This window comes from Paenibacillus sp. FSL M7-1046 (genome assembly GCF_038007405.1).
In the GTDB taxonomy this organism is placed as follows: domain Bacteria; phylum Bacillota; class Bacilli; order Paenibacillales; family Paenibacillaceae; genus Paenibacillus_AQ.
In genome coordinates this window covers 1967148-1987485 of sequence record NZ_JBBOXB010000001.1, presented here as the reverse complement: position 1 = coordinate 1987485, position 20338 = coordinate 1967148, and the positions used below count along the sequence as shown (strand labels likewise).

13 protein-coding genes are annotated in these 20338 nt (G+C 54.6%); 8 read left to right on the top strand and 5 right to left on the bottom strand.

The features are described from left to right. Positions 1-15: 15 nt before the first annotated feature. Genes NYE29_RS08540 through NYE29_RS08525 form a run of 4 tightly spaced genes read left to right on the top strand, consistent with a single transcriptional unit; the run spans position 16 to position 5813 of the window. Positions 16-1731: a hypothetical protein gene (locus NYE29_RS08540; RefSeq protein WP_340895385.1), complete on the top strand. Its 1716-nt coding sequence runs from the start codon at positions 16-18 to the stop codon at positions 1729-1731. Positions 1732-1771: 40 nt separating this feature from the next. Further along, on the top strand, positions 1772-4564 hold the full coding sequence (locus NYE29_RS08535) for a glycoside hydrolase family 38 N-terminal domain-containing protein (RefSeq protein ID WP_340895382.1): 2793 nt from the start codon (positions 1772-1774) through the stop codon (positions 4562-4564). Beyond that, a complete protein-coding gene (locus tag NYE29_RS08530) occupies positions 4561-5577 on the top strand; it encodes an HAD family hydrolase (RefSeq protein WP_340895379.1) in 1017 nt (338 codons plus the stop codon). The genes NYE29_RS08535 and NYE29_RS08530 overlap by 4 nt, the downstream gene beginning before the upstream one ends. Before the next feature lie 14 nt (positions 5578-5591). Beyond that, positions 5592-5813 (top strand): hypothetical protein, encoded by a 222-nt coding sequence (locus tag NYE29_RS08525; protein WP_340895377.1) that lies wholly within the window; start codon positions 5592-5594, stop codon positions 5811-5813. Positions 5814-5981: 168 nt separating this feature from the next. Here the strand turns inward: NYE29_RS08525 and NYE29_RS08520 are convergent, their stop codons facing one another. The 3 genes from NYE29_RS08520 to hflX all read right to left on the bottom strand — a co-directional run bounded on the left by NYE29_RS08520 (position 5982) and on the right by hflX (position 8790). Beyond that, positions 5982-6839, bottom strand: coding sequence for an IS3 family transposase (locus NYE29_RS08520; protein ID WP_340899570.1), 858 nt, complete (start codon positions 6837-6839; stop codon positions 5982-5984). 11 nt (positions 6840-6850) lie between these two features. Continuing rightward, positions 6851-7147, bottom strand: coding sequence for a transposase (locus tag NYE29_RS08515; protein WP_340893796.1), 297 nt, complete (start codon positions 7145-7147; stop codon positions 6851-6853). 374 nt (positions 7148-7521) lie between these two features. Next, positions 7522-8790: a GTPase HflX gene (gene hflX, locus NYE29_RS08510; protein ID WP_076113895.1), complete on the bottom strand. Its 1269-nt coding sequence runs from the start codon at positions 8788-8790 to the stop codon at positions 7522-7524. Positions 8791-9496: 706 nt separating this feature from the next. On the opposite strand from hflX, the gene NYE29_RS08505 reads away from it, so the two are divergent. Further along, entirely contained in the window at positions 9497-10291 is a 795-nt protein-coding gene (locus NYE29_RS08505; protein ID WP_340895376.1) for a hypothetical protein, read from the top strand. A 144-nt stretch (positions 10292-10435) separates the two neighbouring features. Here the strand turns inward: NYE29_RS08505 and NYE29_RS08500 are convergent, their stop codons facing one another. Next, entirely contained in the window at positions 10436-13474 is a 3039-nt protein-coding gene (locus NYE29_RS08500) for a DEAD/DEAH box helicase (RefSeq protein ID WP_340895374.1), read from the bottom strand. After that, entirely contained in the window at positions 13471-15105 is a 1635-nt protein-coding gene (locus tag NYE29_RS08495; protein ID WP_076113898.1) for an SWIM zinc finger family protein, read from the bottom strand. Before NYE29_RS08495 ends, NYE29_RS08500 begins: the two co-directional genes overlap by 4 nt. A gap of 181 nt (positions 15106-15286) precedes the next feature. Here NYE29_RS08495 and NYE29_RS08490 point away from each other — a divergent pair, with 181 nt between their 5' ends. The 3 genes from NYE29_RS08490 (at position 15287) to kdgT (ending at position 19961) form a co-directional block, all read left to right on the top strand. Next, on the top strand, positions 15287-17605 hold the full coding sequence (locus tag NYE29_RS08490) for a helix-turn-helix domain-containing protein (RefSeq protein WP_340895373.1): 2319 nt from the start codon (positions 15287-15289) through the stop codon (positions 17603-17605). 255 nt (positions 17606-17860) lie between these two features. Continuing rightward, positions 17861-18793, top strand: a complete 933-nt coding sequence (locus NYE29_RS08485; RefSeq protein WP_231578447.1) for a tripartite tricarboxylate transporter substrate binding protein — start codon at positions 17861-17863, stop codon at positions 18791-18793. 163 nt (positions 18794-18956) lie between these two features. Further along, positions 18957-19961, top strand: a complete 1005-nt coding sequence (kdgT, locus tag NYE29_RS08480; protein WP_076113900.1) for a 2-keto-3-deoxygluconate transporter — start codon at positions 18957-18959, stop codon at positions 19959-19961. The last annotated feature ends 377 nt before the right edge of the window (positions 19962-20338 follow it).

The window sequence follows — 20338 nt, the reverse complement described above, 5'->3', positions numbered from 1 at the left end:
AAGGCAGGGAGATCGATGAACAAGATGAACGGCAATACCAATCAAGGGATAGACCAGCAGCAAATGCTGATCCGTAAAATACGGATGCTGGAGTCCCGTTATGATCCGGAAATTTGCATGCTGCGCTCGCCGTTCAGCAGCCCGGGTTATCATACAACTCTGAAGCAGGAGGAGTTTATCCATTCCACCAGAGATTCGCTTTCGTATGCACTTGGGCTGCTGGATACCGAACTGGCTGAGATGGAGCAGCGGGCCTTTGATATTATCAGGCAGGTGATTTCCCTGCAGGATACGGACCGAAGCCATGCTACCTTCGGAATCTGGTCATGGTTCTACGAAGAGCCGCTTGCGCAAATGTCGCCTCCGGACTGGAACTGGGCCGATTTCTGCGGCAGCCGGCTGATTCAGGCGTTGTCTCGCCATGGCTGGCGCTTTCCGGAGGCTCTGCGTGAAGACGTCATACGCTCCATTGATTATGCCTGCGAGGCGATTATGAAGCGGAATGTCGGTCCGGATTACACCAATATTGCCATTATTGGAGCTTTCGTTACGAGAATTGCCGGGGAGCAATTGGGCCGCGAGGATTATGCCGAGTACGGTCTGAAGCGCTTAGAGAAATTGTATGCGTATACACAGCAGCGCGGGGCCTTTCAGGAGTACAACAGCCCGGTCTATACCTATATCGCTATTCTGGAGCTGTCCAAGCTGCGTTCCGAGACTACAGACAGCACGGTAAAAAGGCTCAGCGATGAGTTGATCGAGCTGACCTGGCAGACGGTCGCCGGGTATTATCATCCTGCAACCGCCCAGTGGTCCGGGCCGCATTCGCGCTCCTATCAGACGCTTCTGAATGATCAGAGTAAGGCTTTTCTGCAGGTCGCAACTCAAGGGGAGGTCATGTTTTTTCCTTGGGAGGAGCTGCCTTATGAAGAGGAGTGGTACAAGAGCGGATTCTATTGCCCGGCCGCTTATCTGGATGCATTTACGGTTAGGGGGACCAAAGAAGTGCGGCAGCTCTACGAAGGAAATGCGGGCGACGGCAACGGTAAATGGGCGGTCACCTTTATGACCCCGCAGGTTAGCATCGGTTCCTTTACAGACAGTGACCTATGGAATCAGAGAAGACCGCTGGTGGCTTATGTGGAGAATAACGGTTCACCCTCCTATATTCAGCTCCGCTGTCTGCATGACGGATATGACTATTGTTCCGCCCGTTTCAAAGCCAGACAGGATCAGGGGCATCTCCTGTTTGGTGTGGATTTTCTGACCAATGGCGGAGATACCCACCCCAATCTGGACCGCATCGACGGTGAGATTGAAGCCGGAGATTTCCGGCTGAGACTGGAGATCGGGGGCAGCCTGGACGGCATCTCCGCCGAAACTGTAGAAGACGGGGCTGTGATCAAGATAGGAGAGACCATCTTGCGCCTCACCACATGGTTCGCGGCATTCGCGGGACATTCAGGAGCCAAGCGGAGCTGGGGCTGGGAGATTCACATGGGCGAGGATGCCATCCTGGTGGATATGGTGCTGTATTCCGGCCTGCGTAAAAGCATTAATTTCACCCATCTGCGGCAAGCGGCGTTTGTATTCTCTCTGGATATTCAGGAGGGAGGGGACATTCCAAGGCCGCTGGTGGAGATGACCAGCAGCGGCAGGCTGCGGATCAGCGGAAGCACAGAGGAGCCTGAAGCTTTCTCCCTGACCCTGCGCCCGGGTCCCGCAGAATGAAGTTTCCCGAGACTGGAATGACAAAGGAGATAGGAAGCTCATGAAACCAGACACCTCCCATATCAAACAAATCAAGGTTGTCTCTAATACACACTGGGACCGGGAGTTCCGGCGGTCGTTTGAGCGGACCCGCCGGAATCTGCTGACCATGCTGGATACGACACTGGATATTCTCACTGCTGATCCGGGATATGCGTCCTTTACGCTGGACGGCCATTCCATTCTGCTGGAGGATTATGTAGAAATGCGGCCGGAGCGCAGGGGACAGATTGAACAGCTGATGCAGGAAGGGCGGCTGATCGCCGGCCCGTATTATACGCTGGCCGAGGAGTTCAGCATCTCGCATGAGGCGCTGGTCCGCAATCTGATCCTGGGCCGGAGTGTGGTGGAGAAATTCGGCGGCAAGACAGGAACGGTTGCCTACACCCCTTCGTCCTGGGGGCAGACCGGGCAGCTGCCGCAGATTCTCCAGGACTTCGGACTTGATAAAATGATGTTCTACCGCGGCATCTCCCATCACGAGGCCGATGCGGAATGGATCTGGAGCGCGCCTGACGGAACGCAGGTGCTTGCCAGCCGTTTTGGCCTGTATGCACGTTATAACTGGTATTATCAGGTTCACCGCGCAGTGACCCGCGGTACGGTTTTTGACAAGACCTATCAGTGGGGCAAGGAGAATGACCTGCCTTTCCGGCTGTCGGATGCCTTGTCCGGAGAAGATCAGGCTTACGAGATTAAATCTCCGGTTGTCCAATACGACAAGGAGAAGTTGAAGCAGGCGGTTGAGGACATGATTGAGCGTGAAGGCCGCCACTTCACGACCGAAGTGTTCCTGGCGATGCATGGACACGATATTTCGGTAGCCCATCCTCTGGAATCGCAGATTATTGCCGATGCCCGGGAACTACTGGGGGATAAATATAACATCGAGCAGACAGATCTGGAGGGCTTCTGGAAGGAGGCGCAAAAACATCTGGACCGGGAGCATCTTCCTGTCCTCACAGGGGAGCGCCGGTCTTACCTTAAGGAAGGGATGTGGACATTCCTGTTCCCGGGAACGATCAGTGCGAGAACCTACCTGAAGCAAATGGACTTCTCGGCCAGCAATGCGCTGGTGTATTATGCAGAGCCGCTCGCCTCTTTGGCCTCGGCGCTGGGGGCTGCCTATCCGGCAGGATACATGGAGCGGGGATGGCGGTATTTATTGTCCAACCATACCCATGATGCTAACGGAGGCTGTGCGCCGGACAACGTCTGCGCCGATATGGAGTACAGATACCGGAAAGCCGGCGACATCGGGGATATCGTAACGGAGGATGCGATGGCGTACATCGCCTCGCAGCTGTCACCTGAAGGCATAGAGCAGGGTGAGATGCAGCTGATAGTTTATAATCCATTGCCGATGGAACAGAATGCAGTCGTGCTGCTCGATTTGGAGGTGCCGAGAGTCAATGAGGCCCTTTCTGTCAGCCTAAGCTCGGCGCTGGACCCGCTGGTAGAACGCCAGGCCATTGCAAGCGGCAATTCCAGCGTGTTCGTGGACAGCATTTGGGATGTGCCCACGATCCTGGAGAGCCGCCGCATCCGGTTGTTGGCCCGCTTGACCCGCCTGCCCGGACTCGGCTACCGGACGTACCGGATTGTGCCGGAGGCGCACGAGCTGCGCAGCAGCGGCACGTTGATTACAGGACCCGACACAATGGAGAATGAATTTCTGAAAGTACAGGTGAATCCTGACGGAACGCTGGATCTGCACAATAAAACAACCGGCAGAAGCTACAACAGCCTCAACTATTTGAGCGATCAGGGAGAGAACGGAAATGCCTGGAAGCATGTGTCTCCTCTGCATGACCGCAAATACAGCAGCCTTGGTGTGCTGAGCCAGGTAGCGGTAACGGTGAGCGGTCCCCTGAGCAGTACGATCGAAGCGGAGTATGAATTTGCGGCTCCGGCAGATTACGGGGACGGAGAGTCGCGCAGCCGGGTAATGGCAAAGCTTCCGGTGAAGGTAGCCTATACGCTGGAAAAGGGCGCCAAGCATGTACTTGTGAAGCTGACGGTAGATAATAGGGCCAAGGATCACTGGCTGCGCGCCAATTTCCCTACAGGGTTGCGCACCGGGGTTACTTGGGCCGACAGCCATTATGATGTGTTATCACGGCCCATTCCGCTGCCGGATTCCACAGATTGGGCGGAACGGGCCGAAGGTACACATCCGCTGCGCACCTTTGTCGACATGACGGATGGAACAGATGGACTGGCGGTTCTGCCCAAAGGGATCTATGAATATGAAGCCTTTGAGGATGAGCGCAGCACCCTGGCGCTGACCTTAATCCGGGCCTGCCGGATCAAGCTGGCAGTGAGCGAAGAGAAGCTGACGGAGCTCCCCGATCAGGGCATTCAGTGCCCTGGCCTGCAAAGCTTTGAATATGCTATCCACATTCATGAAGGAGATTGGCAGGCGGCGGATCTGCTTGCACAGGCAGCGCAGCTGTACACTCCTGTGCGGATCGCAGCCTCCGGCCGTGGGCATGGCGCGCTTCCGGCAGAGGCCAGCTTCTTTACGCTGAATAACCCTGCCCTTCATGTCAGCTGTGTGAAGCAGGCGGAGGATGGCAGCGGAACTATTCTCCGGCTCTTCAACGGTTCGGATACGGAACAGAAGGCGGACATCACCTTCGGCATCGCCCCGGAGCAGGTGCAGTGCTGCCGGATGGACGAAACGCTTCTGGATGAGCCGGAGCTGCAGCTGGCTGCCAATCACTTGACGGTGACGATACCGGCCAAGAAGATCGCCAGCTATAAGATCTCTATGGGGGCCTGGGCGAAATGACGGAGAAGAAACTGCCCGGATTTGGTCTTGGAATGTCGCAGCTGGCCGCCGGCTTCTTCGAGCAGGAGAGCGGAGGAGATGGGTTATTCCGCAGGGGAGTTGGCGGTGTTGCCGCTATTTTGACACCGAAGGACCGTAAGACTGAGTTTATCGTATACGAAGACAAAACGCTTTGTTATGTGAAGTCTTCGATGGGTTCCCCAGCGCTGTATCCTTTTCACGATGCAGCTTTCGAGGGTCCGGCAGAAGCGGTGCTGATGGATCTGGACGGAACCAGTGTCCACAGCGAAGGCTTCTGGATGTGGATTATTGAGCAGACGGTAGCCCAGCTGCTGGGAAATTCCCGCTTCGCGCTGCGCCCCGAAGATGAGCCGCATGTCTCCGGGCATTCCGTGTCGGAGCATCTGCAGTACTGCATAACCAAATATTGTCCGCAGCGCAGTGTAGAGAAGGCCCGGCAGCTTTACTTTGACATTACCCATTATGAAATGAATGAGATTATGCAGGGCCGGGGGAAGCCGGGAGCGTTTGTTCCTGCGCCCGGACTGGGAGAGTTCCTCCAGACCCTGAAATCTAAGGGCGTAAAGATTGGACTTGTAACCTCGGGACTGTACGAGAAGGCTTGGCCGGAAATTCTGTCAGCCTTCCGGACGCTGGATTTAGGTGATCCGTTCGGCATGTACGATGCGGTTATTACGGCCGGGCAGACATTTCATCCCGGCCAGGCGGGCACGCTGGGTGAATTGTCGCCGAAGCCGCATCCCTGGCTGTATGCCGAGACGGCAAGGATCGGCCTGGGCCTGGGTACGGAGAAGCGCCGCCGGGTGGTCGGCATTGAGGACTCGGCGGCGGGTGTCATCTCGATCCGTCTGGCCGGATTTGCGGCGCTCGGCGTGACCGGCGGCAATATCCGCAGCAGCGGTGTGCTGCCCTTGCTGCAGCAGGAATTTGGCAGCCTGACGGAGATGCTTCCGCTGCTGCTTGGCGAGGCCGGTCCGGCAGCGGCCTTTTGAGGCTTAGGGAGTGTATGCTGCGGGCGAAGAATAGGAATAGGAATAGGAATAGGAAGAAGCAGCAGCAGAAGGAGAAGGAGAAGGAGAAGGAGAAGGAGAAGCAGCAGCAGCAGCAGAAGGAGTGGAAGCAGCAGAAGAAGAAGAAGGAGAGGGGGAGGGGAGGGGGAGTACATCTGATCTCCAGGGAAGGCAGCCTCAACGAAGATACTGGCATCTATGAGGAAAGCGGCAAATGATGATTGCACCGGGAAAAATGCCCGCTATATTTGTGCAGACAGCCCTTTTGAGGGATATACAGGGAATACATGCCGCTAATATGGACGTATTCTTCAATAAAGCCTTTTTGTAAAATATTAGCGGGCACAATGGACCTCCGTCAAGAAAGTGGACATTAAAAAATGAAATTAGGCTGCTTTTTGTTTGAATCTAGCTGCAAACTGAACCGGCGATACGTAGCCCAGAGCACCATGGATTCGCTTGCGGTTATAAAAAAATTCAATGTACTGGTAGATGCCATCATAGGCTTGTTTCTTCGTTTTGAATCGGGTACAGTACACAAACTCTTTTTTCAATAGGCTGTGAAAAGATTCAATGCAAGCATTGTCGTAGCAGTTGCCTTTGCGGCTCATGCTGGCCTTCATGCGGTATTTCACCAAACGTTTACGGTAGTCGGCTGAGGCATACTGTGAGCCTCGATCCGAATGGTGAATGAGACCTTTCTTTGGGCGTTTGGCCTTGTAGGCGTCTTCTAGAGCGCTCATTACCAGATCTGTGGTCATCCGGTCGTCCAGCCGCCAGCCTACGATTTCCCGGGTGCATAGGTCAAGCACGCTGGCGAGGTACATCCGTCCTTCCCGGCAGGGAATGTAAGTGATATCCGCGACCCAAGTTTGATTTGGTTTTTCGGTGGAGAATTGTTGGTTTAGCAGATTAGGTGCAACCGGTAAGGTGTGGTTGGAGTCGGTCGTGTTTACGCGGAATTTCTTTGCTACACAGGAGCGCAAGCCCAGCTCTCTCATGTATTTCCCTACGGTACGCTCACTGATCTTGTGGCCTTCGCGCTGGAGAAGAATCGTGATTTTAGGACTGCCGTAGCAGCCTCCTGTATCGTTAAAATGATAGGTAATTCGCTGGAGAAGCAACGCCTTTCGGGTCGCTTGTGGGCTTGGTTTTGCCGTTCTCCATTTGTAATAGCCGCTCCGCGATACCTCAAGGACACTGCACATCTTCTCCACACGAAACCGGGAGCGATGATCTTCGATGAACTGAAATCTCAGTTCTTTGGATTGCTGAAGATGTGCACTGCTTTTTTTACGATGGCCATTTCCTCCGCCATATCGGCTAGTTGCTGTTCTTTTTCCCGCAACTGTCGCTCCAGTTCTCGTACCCTTTCGGCGCTGGCCACGGGCTCGTCTGGGAACTGCCGGAACTTGCCCAGCCATTGATGCAGGGTTTTAGCGGGGATATCCAGCTCCTGGGCCAGTTCCGCCACCGTCTTAGTCTGCTCCTGGATGTACTTTACCGTCTGTTTTTTAAATTCATCATTGTAGCTTTTTCGTGTTCCACTCATGTGGACACCTCCTCGTTAATCTCATTATTCCTGTTCTCTTAACGAGTGTCCACTTTTAACTCTAACAGCACAATTTCCGTTAGGTGTTTGATTGTCGGAGTAATCTCTATATAGCGGCAGTAAATCCCGCTAATGAATCCGTGAGCTGCAAGGTAGCAAGGTAGCAAGGGTAGCAAGGGTAGTAAGGTAGAAGGTAGCAAGATAGCAAGATAGCGAGGTGGCAACGTCTTACGCATCACAAGGTGAAATTTGATCAGGGACTCCGAAAATATAACATAGAATGGTCTCCTCCATAGCTGCATTTTGTTAAACAACAAAGGAGCTTGCCCCTGGTCACCGGACCTGAGGCAAGCTCCTATTCTGTGTACACCTTTTTATTGCGGGAGCTCGATGAAATCCCCGCGGAATCTTTCATAGTCGGCCGCTCTGCACTCCAGCTGAAGTTTTGTGCCTTGCTCTTCATAGCTGATCTTCTGAATATGGGCATGCTCGTTGAAGTACGAGACGACGCTGCCGCGATCGAACGGAACCAGAATTTCACACTGGATATAGTCATTGAAGACATGCCCCCGGATCAGCCCGGTAAGCTCGGCGATTCCGCTGTTCTGCTTAGCCGAAAGAATAACAGAATTCTCTTGGACAACAGGATAGGGCTGGTCCGTCAAATCCGCCTTATTGTAGGCATAGATCGTTGGAATACCGTCTGCGCCCAGCGCCTTCAGGGTCTCGGCAGTTACCGCCATATGCTGCTCATGCTGCGGATCGGAAATATCGACGACATGAATCAGCAGGTCGGCCTCAGTCACTTCCTCCAGTGTGGAGCGGAACGCCTTGACCAGATGATGGGGAAGCTGGCTGACAAAACCTACGGTGTCCGTAAGCAGGAACGTTTTCTGGTCGGGCAGCTTAATGCTGCGGACCGAAGTCTCCAGCGTGGCAAACAGCATATCCTTGGCAAATACCTGCTTGCCTGAACCCGGATGATACGTCTCTACTATGACATTCATCAGGCTGGATTTGCCGGTGTTGGTATAACCGACAAGACAGATCACCGGGACTTCATTCTTGTGCCGCTGCTTCCGCTGAATCTGGCGCCTGGATACCTGGGTCTGCAGCTCTGTCTGCAGTGCCGAGATGCGTTCCTCAATTCTTCTGCGGTCCAGCTCCAGCTTGGTTTCACCGGCCCCCCGGTTCTTCAGCCCCGCCCCGCCGCCCTGTCGGCCGAGGGACTCGCGCATTCCGGTCAGACGGGGAAGCATATACTGCAGCTGGGCAACTTCAACCTGCAGCTGAGCCTCCTTGGTTTTGGCCCGTTCGGCGAAGATATTTAGGATTAGAATCGTACGGTCAATCACCTGGCGGTCCAGCGACGATTCCAGATTACGGATCTGCGAAGGGGTCAATTCATCATTGAAGATAACAAGGGTATCTTCATCCTCCAGCATAAGGGACAATTCCTGAATCTTCCCTGTGCCAATATAGTGGGAGGGGTTGATCCGGCTGGCTTTCTGGCTGAGTTCCCCGATCACTTTGATGTTGCAGGCGGCGGCCAAATTGCGCAGCTCCTCCATGGCGTAGGCGAAATTAGTTTCATTCTGCAGTTGAACCCCGACGATTACTGCGTGTTGTGGTGTGGATTCCATATATTTATCAACCTCCTAAAAGTTTTGTGAGCATAACCTCATTGAATAAGCAACGTGCAAAACTGGCTTCGAAAGCATACACCTAGTTTTGTGAGCATAACCCCACTGAATAAGCTTCGTGCAAAACTGGCTTCGAAAGCATAAAAAAGCACAGGCAATCAGCGGCCTGTGCTTAATATCGTAGAGGAAACAGAATAGGACTGGAAGAGCATCATAAAAGGATTCAATGATTCTTCCAGCTGGGCATAACCATAGAAGGTAAAGGGAAAGAACCAGCATCGGCAAAGGGGAATAGCTGCCTATTCCACCGCTGGTGCATGCGGTAATTCCTTGTCTATGGCTGTGCAAATTTCTAAAGGCGAATGCGGCGGAGCGTTCCCGGTCCGCCGGCTTAAGCTGTGGGTTGCCTTTAAAAATGGATAGACCTATCCTGAGTCCTCTGCACAAGGCAGAGCTTTAGCGCTATTAAAAGCTGATTAGCCGCGTAAAGTACGAATCCGGATATAATCTATCACATTCATTTGCAACCCTCCGTTCCTAAAAGTTGTGTTCATTTTAGCACATCAGTCATTTTATGGCAATCCTGATCCTTTGCAAGCACCTTCTGGAATTTGCGGCTTTTTGGCCACTTGCCATTCAACCAGAAACTTCCTACCTTGTCTGCATATAATATACTAATTGTCTTAATAGGAAGGAGGGATGAGCCATGGCAGTTCTAACTACAAATACAATCACCAGGAATCCTACCGGCGTTTTAGGACCGATCAGCCAGGCTGTTATAAAAATTGTAAATAGCGGAACAGCCAAAGCAGTGGTCTATATAACGGGCCTCAACAATGATGTAAGTCCGGCAACCCTCTTTGCCCAGGAATTGTTCGAGGTGAACTACAGGGAAGTGGTGAGCAAAACCTACAATATCACCGAAAACTTTTTTCAATTTAATGTATCTTATTCTCAGGAAAAGCTGGGTGTTCAGATTTTTCTTGTGGACAGTGGAGGAAAGTGGTTTCCGGTCAGCCTGATGCAGCTTGCGGTCAGCCGGATTACCTCGGAGTTTCGCGATAACATCGCCGTAACCAGTACTGATTTCGCCGCAATCAGCTTCCGCAGAAATGGGGCGCTCACGATTCCGGAAGGGGTAGCCGCCGAGATCCGGCCTGACGGTGTGGAAATTCTGGCGTCAACGCCCATCCGCTACAAAATCGTGGCCGGCGGTACCGTTAACGGCACTTTTGTTAATTTTCCGACACCGACTACCGCTATTTCCGTAAATGACACCGCGCTGCAAGTGAATTATACCTGCTCGACGGTTACGGGCGGCAGAGTCATCACGCAGGGCCTGGGCTCCGGGATTTCCGGTGCTTATCAGGATGTGGTGGTCAATCTTCTGAATCAGCAGCTTTTTTATGATCTTCAGGAGGAAGCGATAACGCTTGTGGTCAGCTCGCTCGCCGGGGAGGATAATCTGGCAGCCACCTTTAGAATGGCGGAGCAATGGTAGGATTGGCTGCGCCGGACAGCAGTCTTACTCCATAATCCGGGCATACAAAAAGAACACCGGCGCATGCAGCATGCAGCAGATGTTCTTTTTTTGCACGTTATAGGTGATGCCTGCTGCTTCAAGAGCTTGAAGAAGAGGGCCGGGTCAGCCAACCCACTCCTGCCGCAGCGTGAACAGATCTTTCAGCGCATCTGTAGACAGCTCGGTAATCCAGCCCTCGGAGCCGGAGATTACATCGTCGCTGAGCTGCTGCTTGCTCTCCAGCATCTCATCAATACGCTCCTCCAGCGTGCCGAGTGAAATGAATTTATGCACCTGCACATCCTTGGTCTGGCCCATGCGGTAGGCGCGGTCGGTGGCCTGGTTCTCCACAGCCGGATTCCACCAGCGGTCAAAGTGGAACACATGATTGGCCGCTGTCAGATTGAGGCCGACGCCCCCCGCCTTGAGGGAAAGAATAAAGACGTTTGGCTGATCGGACTGGCGTTCGCCTGCCGTCAGCAGGTCCCCGCCTTCCTGCGGCGGTGTCTGGAATTGTTCGATCATCCGGTCGCGTGCCGTTTTGGACGTGCTGCCGTTCAAGTAAAGGACCGGCTCCTGCAGCTCCTGCCGAAGCACGGCCTGCAGCATTTTGCCCATGCCGACATATTGGGTGAAGATCAGGCAGCGTTCGTTCTCTTCACGCAGCTCCCGCACCATCGCCAGCAGCCGTTCGAGCTTCGAGGAACGCTCAATCAGGGACGTGGTATCCAGTTGGCCCTCGCCATCCGGATCAGGCAACGCCTCCTTCGTAAGCAGCATCGGATGGTCGCAGAGCTGCTTGAGGCTGGTCAGCGCAGCAAGAATCGCCCCTTTGCGCTCAATGCCCTCCAGCTGCTTCATCCGTTCCAGCAGCCCGGTTACGTTCTGGTCATAGAGAGCGGCCTGCTCTGCCGTGAGATGAACATAGGTTTTCATCTCGTTTTTGTCGGGCAGATCCAGCTGGATGGCCGGATCTTTCTTCTTGCGGCGCAGCATGAACGGTTTTACAAGCTTCTGCAGATCCGCCGTGCGCTCCGCATCGCGTTCCTTCTCAATCGCATTCGCGAACCGGTCCTGGAACGCTTTTGGACTGCCGAGATAGCCGGGCGTGATGAAATCGTAAATCGACCACAGCTCGGACAGCTTGTTCTCGATTGGTGTTCCGGTCAGGGCGATCCGGTGCAGGGCAGGGAAGCTGCGCACCGCCGCAGATTGCTTGGTTCCGGCATTCTTAATATTCTGCGCCTCATCCAGGCAAACCGTAGCCCAAGTGAACTGCTTGAGCAGTTCCTGGTCGAGCGCGGCCGTGGCGTAGGAGGTGAGGACCACGTCGGCCTGGGAAGCGGCGCCGTAGAAATAACCGGCATCGAGACGCCTGCTTCCGTAGTGGAGCATGATGTTCAGGGACGGAGCGAACCGCTGGAGCTCTTTCTGCCAGTTGCCGAGCACCGAAGTCGGACAGATAATCAGCGACGGCCAGTCCGGCGGGTCGGTCTGCCGCCCGGGCCCCATTGCTGATGGGCCGGCTTCTCCCTGCTGTTCCTTCAAGTGGAGCAGGTAGGAGATCAGCTGCACGGTTTTGCCGAGGCCCATGTCATCGGCCAGGCAGGCGCCGAGTCCGAAGCGGCGCAGAAATACAAGCCAGGCATACCCTTCATGCTGGTAGCTTCTCAGCTCGGCATGCAGGCCAGCCGGCACCTCGGGCTTCGGCCAATCCGAGCGGTGGCCGAGCTGGCCGATCAGCCGGACCAGATGCTCGTTCAGCTCGACCTCCAGCCGGAAGCGGGCGGCATTCTCTTCCGCCTGCTCCGCCTCGGCCGCCTCGTTGTCCTGCTCTTCGCCGCCGCCCAGCAGGTGCAGCTGGAGCACATCCTGAAAGGACAAGCCCTGGGACTTGTCCATCCCGGCCATGGCCCGCTGGATCTGGGCCAGCAGAGCGGGGTCAAGCGGAATCCACTTGCCCCTGAACTGCACGAGCCGCTCGCCGCGTGCGACCAGATCGGCGAACTCCGCCTCGGAGAGTTCGGCGTCGCCGATGGAGATGCGCCAGTCGAAATCGACCAGCGAATCCAGCCCGAACAGCGACTGGCCGCCGCTGCTTCCGCTGCCCTCGCCGGAGCTGATCTTGGCGCGCAGGCGGGGTTTCTTCCGGCTGGCGGCTTCCCACCACGCCGGAAGGAGCACCTGCCAGCCGGCTTCCAGCAGCAGCCGGCTGTCCACGGTCAGGAACCGCCAGGCGTCCCCGTCGCTGAGCGGTTCACCAAGCACATCGTCCCCGTGGCCGATGTGCTCCCCGGCCAGGCTTTCGCGCAGGCGCGACAGCCACCCGGACGCGCGCTCGTGGACGTGAGGCGTCCACGCTGCCGGCCACAGGCCATGCGGCTCGCCGTCCCCGGTGAGCCGCAGCGGCACAAGCGCGGATTCATCGCGCTTGTCCTGCAGGAGCAGCTGGAGCCGCCAGTACCACTTCTCGTCGTCCGGCTCCAGCAATTGCAGGGCCGGCCGGAACGGCGCCGTGTCCGCCTTCCAGCCGATAGACATCAGCCAGCTGTCGTCGTCCATGCCGGCAGTTGCCGCGCCCGCGCTGCTGCTGAACAGCAGCGGGTATTCGCTGCGCAGGTCTGCGGCTTCGGCCTCGGTGCCGTAGTACTGCTGGAACACCGCCGCCGAGAAGGCAGCACGCAGTCCGTCCGCAAGGTTCCGGCGCCCGGTAAGTCCGCGCAAGGCAGACTGTGCGCTCCCGCTGCCTTCCGCAGCCAGCTCCAGCGCCTTGTCATCCCAGTCCCACTGCAGCTTGCCTTCGCGATAGGCGGACAGGCTCGGCGCATACTTCTTCTCCGCCAGCAGCCCGGTGATGGCGGGCGCCAGCCCGGTCAACAGTTCGGCGTCGCCCTGCCAGCTCCAGCCGACATGCCGCAGCAGCCTGCGCTCCGCAAAGAAGGGGATGACCTGCTCAGCAGGCAGAACCACAAGGTCAACCCCATCGGCGTTCTGGAGCGTTAACTCCGTTCCATAAAAAGACTCCTCATGCCAGGAGAACAGCTTCTGCTTAAGCTGAACACCGGGCACATAATCATCCCTGTCATCCACCCCGTAGATCAGCGCATCGCCATATTGGGTTAAGGCAAGCTGGACAGTAATATTTCGCATATATTTGCTCATGGGATCAGCTTTCCTTTCCGCAGCTCTTCCTGCAGTGCGCGAAGCCGGCTGTACCGGAAGGTGAAGGAATCCAGAAATTGTTCCCACCGCTCCTCGCGTTTCAGCTTTTTATAGAGCTTGGACAAGCGCTTTAACAGTTTTACAGCCGCTTTGTAGCCGTGCCGGTTCTTCTCCAGTACGAACCGTTCTGCCGCCTGATGATAGAACGGGAGCAGCAGCTCCGGCGCGTTTTTCTCGATCGGCTGGAGGTCGCTGACACGGAAATCGGCGGGTTCCTTGCCGGAGGAGAGCTGGTAATCCATCCATTCCTGCCAGCGCCCGTGATCCAGCAGCATTTCTTCATAAATCTCCCGGGACAGCGGCAGCATGTCGATCAGCGTATCCCACATCCGGGGTTCGGTCTCCGGCAGGCGGCGGACGGCTTCCTCCCAGTATCCGGCATAGTTCTTCAGGTTATATAGGCGGCTGGTCAGCAGAGGGCCGATTTCGGCCAGCCACAGAGCAAGGCGTGACCAATGTCCGGCCTCCGCCAGGGGAGCCAGAAAGCTCATCAGCTCGTCCGGGTAGAGACCCGGGCGTTCGGAAGCTTTGCCAAGCAGCTCCCAGGCGCCTTTGTCATCGTTCAGATAGAAATACATCCGGCTCTCCGCCAGTTGCTGCGAGTGGCGCGAGAGTGATATGCCGGCTTCCTCGCCGGTCTGGCGGAGCGATTCCAGCTCTTCCAGGTACATAGCCGGGCCGCTTGCATTCGGTGCAATCCAGCCTCTCCAGATCAGATCGTAGCAGAGGGAGTAATAGGGCTGTTCCCGTGAACGGTCGCGCGGCTCATTCAGCATCTCCCGCCGCAGATAGGCCAGCGTTTCGCTGACCCGCGGCCAGGCTTCCGGCTCTGCGGCGAGCGGCAGGCTGTTTTTCATGAGATCCGTTACCGCTTTTTGCAGCTCGGAGACAGCAACAGAGGTATAATAACCCAGAGAAGCACCTGCTCCCGGGACGTGAGGGCCTGCCGGTTTCAGTAAGCTTTCCAGCACAAAGAGATGGGCATGAAGCTTATATAACAGCCCGGAGGCCGGAGGGAGCGCTGGAGTGGCCTCGGAGATGGCCGCCAGCGCCCTGTCGGTGTATTGGGAATTCCGCACGGTAGGCGCCAGCGGTGCGGTGAGCAGCGCTAAGTATTCACGCCACTGCTCCACATTTCCGGATGGAACCAGGGCAGCCAGCTCCTCCAGCTGCTCCTTGCGGCGGGCGGAGCCAGCGGCAACGGGAGTCTCCTTGACCACCGGATTGCGGATCCATTGACTGGTCGTCTTGGCATTGGCCAGCATATGCACCAGCCGGCCCTGCTGCTCGGCATACTTCATTAATACAGCGGCCATATGTTTGCAGGAATGCTGTACCGGGCAGCTGCAACGGCTGGCGGACAGGGTATCCAGCTCAATAGTTACGCTGTAGTCTTCCCCGCCCTCCACAAGCGCCAGAATGCTCCCGACTGAGATCATTTTGAACGCATGGACACGGTCCTGCTTATAATACTGAAATCCCCGTTTGAGGGTGATGTCACTGAATTGATAGGCTACGTCCGAAATAAGCTTGTCCCATTCCTGATCGGCCATATAGAAATTTCGCTGCATCGCAATTGGTCTCCTGTAGCAAATTGGTCTTGACTCATTTTCTCATTATAACATTTGTGACGATCTTATCCTTAACTCCCTAAAATCTTAAAGAATATGACATGCTCCATATTGCCGTATAGGCGAACATGCTACTCTAAGGTCTGAACTAAGCGAACTGCGGAAGGATGAAGCTGCACCCATGCTGCGATTTAAATTAAAATACTTGCTGAACAATAAGCAGACCCGGCTGATTCTAATGCTGACATTCAGTGTATCTCTATTAATTACTCTAATTGGCCTGTTCTCCTATAGAGAGTACAGGAATGCGCTGGATACTGAGCTGAACACGCCAAATGTAGAGCTGCTGCAAATTAACATGGATGTGACTAACCGGGCATTCCGGGAATCTGATAATAAAGCGGTCGATCTGGCCTTTCACCCGGCCGTCCTTAAATATATGGATGCCGATCCGGCGGATAATGCGCTGGCGGCTGCAGAGCCGCAGAATTTCCTGAAGACGCTCGCTACGGAGCCGGATGTCCATGCCATCAGTGTAATCAAGTTCGGGGATCATTCCGTCGTCTCCAGCAATTACGGGTATAGAGCTCTCTGGGAAGAAGCACCGGAGCATGCTTGGAGCTCATGGATTGATGAAATGAAACAGAAGCCGCTGCTGATTAAAAGAAGAGTATATATCGGCACGGATGCCCGGCTGACCGGCACGGAGCTGCTCTCGCTGGCCCGGCCGATTGTCCGGAACGGGGACGTCACAGGCGCGGTATTGATCGATCTGGACTATGACATGCTGTTCTCCAAAATGTACACCCATTTATCCAGCTATCAATTTGTATATAACCTGGAGGGAGAGCTGATTTACCCTAAGCTCAATCTGCCTTTCCCTCTGGCGGACATGAATAATGTGCTGTCGGACATTGATGTAAGTCCGTTTGCCCATGTGAAGCTTCAAGGAAAAGCCTATATGGCGAACCAGACGTTCTCGAATGTCACCGGCTGGCGGCTGATTTCCCTTGTTCCGATGGAGCAGCTGCTGAAAAATGTGAAGACGGCGCGCAATATGATGCTGATGCTCTCGCTGATTTCGATCGCTGTTGGCTGCTCCGCGATTTATTATTACAGCTTTGCCGCATTCCGGCCGCTGAAGCGGATCAATAAACTCCTGATGCCCGACCAGAAGCTGGCCGGTCATGGAAATCTTTATGATTTGGAGCCGGTCATCGGCAAATTGGTCGGTGATTTTCAGAGCAAGTCGCTGGTGGCCGAATGGAGCCTGCCGGAGCTAAGGTCCAAATTTGTTAGCGATCTGATTACCCGGAGCATCGGGACGCAGGAGACGTTGACGAAATGGGAGCACTACTTTGGAGGCTGGAAGGAAGGGCCCTTCGTAATTCTGACGGTCTCTGTAGACCGCCATTCTAAGTGGACCTCCGCATATGTGGAAGAGGATCAGCTGCTGCTTAAATATGCGATGAACAACATTGTATTTGAGTTCTTCGGGCCTGCCTGGCGGACGGTTACGGCCACTCCCCGGAAGGACAACCTCGTGGTACTGCTGCAGCCCAAAGATGATAACAGCGGCCATCTGCGCGAGGATGCCGGTAAGCTGATTGCCATTCTGTCCGACGTCTTAAAAATATCGGTATCCATAGGCATCGGCGAACCGGTCTCTGCGATTTCACAGGCAGCCCGGTCCTACTCGGAGTCCGAGCTGGCTTTATCTTATCGTCTATATGAAGGCTACGGTCATGTCCGTGAGTTTTCGGCGAAGGAGAGCAAATATGAGGAAGGCGGCGCAGCGGCGGATGATGCCTGGAGGCTGGAAGTGCTGCATGCGCTGAAGTCTTTTGATGCTGCGACTGCCCTGCAATGGGTCCGCAAGTGGTCGGCTGATACCCGCAAGAAAGCCGTGCAGCCGCAAAAAGTTGTTCGTGTTGTAGACGATTTAATAGGAGAAATTCTAAATGTGGCGACTTCCGGGGGGCATCCGCTGCCAGCCGAGCTGGCGGATTATACGTGGCATCAAGTGATGACGATGGATTTGTCCGATATTGAGGAAATGCTCTGCAGTATTGTTATCCATATGTCAGGTGTGCTTGAAGTGCACAGACAGTCCAAAGAATATCTGATGGTACAGGAACTGATCCGGTACATGGAGTCTCATTTGCAGGATAACATCGGACTGCAGGATATCGCTGCCCATGTCAAAATGGGCGTCTCCTCCGTAAGCACCATCTTCAAGGAAGAGACGGGTACGACACTATATGATTATTTGACCAACCTGAGAATAGATAAAGCCTGTGAACTGCTGCAAGGCAGCAGCCTGAAGATTGCCGAAATTGCGCTTCGGGTCGGATACCAGAATGAGAACAGCTTCATCCGTGCTTTCCGGAAGATCAAATCGGTTACACCGGGCAAGTTCCGTGAGAGCAGCAAATATCCCAATGAGTATGCAGATCGGCCAAAACCGCGCCATTCCGGCGTTTCTGACGATTCAGAATAAGATTATACGATTGATGGCAACCCCCCGTTTACGTTAAAGTTCTATTTGAGAAAACTTTCACAGATTCGTGAATGAGACTGTGATTGAAGAAATTTGGGGGGTGAAGCGGCGCACGCATGGCAGTAGATCCATTGTGGCCTGCGGCTCAGTTGTCATTATTAAGGAAGAGGGATGGTCTTGAAACGGACAACAAAAATAGGCATTTGGACGGCATCCGTCCTGGCGGTTTTGACGATGGTATGGGCCGGAAACCGCATGATAACCAGCGATAACAGCCGGGAGAATGTAAGCGGTGATTTTCCGGTGAAACCGATTACCTTAATCGTGCCTTATGCAGCGGGCGGAGGGACGGATACCACAGCAAGAGCTTTAGCTAAAGCAACAGAGAAGGTACTGGGCCAGCCGATTATCGTGCTCAACCGGACAGGCGGCGGAGGTTCCGTCGGACTCATGGAGGGTGCCAATGCCAAGGGCGATGGGTATACGGTCACATTTCTTCCTGCCGAGCTCACTATCCTGCCGCATCTGGGACTGCTTCCGATTACCTATGAGAAGTTCAAACCGATCGCCCAAACGAATTTTGATCCTTCCGCCATAACCGTAAGAGCCGAAGCGCCGTGGCAAACCGTAAATGAGTTTCTCGACTTTGCGAAAGCGCATCCAGGTGAATTGAAAATGGGGAACGCAGGAACGGGGAGTATTTGGCATTTGGCTGCCGTAACATTGGAGCGGGAAACCGGTGTGAAGTTTGCACATATTCCTTTTGAAGGGGGAGGCCCTGCCGTCTCCGCCTTGATGGACGGTTTTGTCGATGCAGTGCCTGTAAGCCCTGCCGAAGTGAAAAAGTATGTGGATGAAGGGAAGCTGCGGACACTGGCGGTCAACGCCGACAAGCGATCGGAGGCAATGCCTGGCGTACCCACGCTGGAGGAAGAGACGGGGATACATGTCAATTTCACAGGTACATGGAGGGGCCTTGCTGTACCGAAGGATACGCCGGACGCTATTGCCGAGCTGCTGGCCGGGGCCTTTATCAAAGGGACAGAGGACAGGGACTTCCGCGAGTATATGAAAATCAACGGATTAGGGCTGCTGGTCACGGACGGCAAAGCGTTCTCCAAGCAATTGAAGGAAAGCGACGATTTATTCTCCGGGATGATCCCGCAGCTGGGGCTAAGCCGTAAGTAACATGAAAGCGCCGTCAGGCAAATTTTCTCAGAATCTGCTGCTCACTGATGATTTACCTTTAGTGGACAGGTAAGGTCTTGGGGCTGATTTGCTGCGCCTTCTTCAGGTAAAATCATCAATTTATGCAAAAATTAAGAATCCGACATGAAAGGTCTGATAAGAGATGAAAATTAAAAAAGCGCTGGACAAAATTCCCGGCGGCATGATGCTGGTGCCGTTGTTCCTCGGGGCGATCATTCACACCGCTTTCCCGAATGCGGGCGAATATTTTGGCGGCTTCACCAAAGGGCTGATGACGGGGACTGTACCGATTCTGGCGGTTTGGTTCTTCTGTATGGGGGCGGCTATAGATGTACGCGCTACAGGAAGTGTGCTGCGGAAATCAGGTACATTGGTACTGACCAAAATTGCCGTGGCCTGGGTAATAGCCCTGATCGCGATCCAGTTCCTGCCGGAGGGCGGCATTCAAAACGGCTTCTTCGCCGGATTGTCGGTGCTGGCTATTATCTCCGCGATGGATATGACTAACGGCGGATTGTACGCTTCCATTATGCAGCAATATGGCACCAAAGAGGAATCCGGCGCATTCGTGCTGATGTCACTGGAATCCGGCCCTCTGGTAACGATGCTTATCTTGGGCAGCACCGGGGTAGCTGTATTTGAACCGCATGTCTTTGTGGGTGCTGTGCTTCCTTTCCTGATCGGTTTTGTACTGGGCAACCTGGATCATGATCTCCGGACCTACTTCGGCAAAGCGACACAAACACTTATTCCGTTCTTCGGTTTCGCGCTGGGCAGCTCCATTGACCTCGGCGTCATCGTAGATACCGGACTGCTCGGCATTCTGCTGGGTATCGTAGTCATCATTATTACAGGGATTCCGCTGATTCTGGCCGATAAGTTTATCGGCGGCGGCAACGGCACTGCCGGACTTGCCGCCTCCAGCACCGCCGGAGCAGCCGTAGCCAATCCGATGCTTGTGGCCAATATGAAGCCTGAACTCCTGCCGGCTGCAGAATCAGCCACGGCACTTGTTGCGGCTTCCGTCATTGTCACCTCTATTCTCGTTCCGATCATTACCGCATACTATTCCGACTATATGCGGAAAAAGAATCCCCCGGCTGCCGATGGCCCCGTGGATCTGAAAACTCAGAAAGCTGCAATCTAATTACGTCATATAACAACGTGAATATTATATAGTCGATGATTATTAAAGCTAAGGTTAGCTTCAACATGCTGGGATCTTCCGGACGCCTAATAGGCGGTGCCGGAGGGTCCTTTTTTAAAAGATAGCGTGCCCAGAAGCACGCATGATCTAGTTGGTGAAAGTCCAACCCAAGGAGGGACCAAGCCACCTTGGTAGCTAGGATGCTTGCATATGGCGAAATCTGTGTGTAAAAGCGCATCGACAAAAGTCCGGTCAGAGGCAGGGCGAGCAACACCCCAGGCCGCAACATCAAGTGAATCCTGCCGCGTCGTCAAAAAGGCCCTGCAAAGGGGAAGAGAGGGAGCCGAGTCTCGTGTCTTTGGACGAAGGCCAAGGAA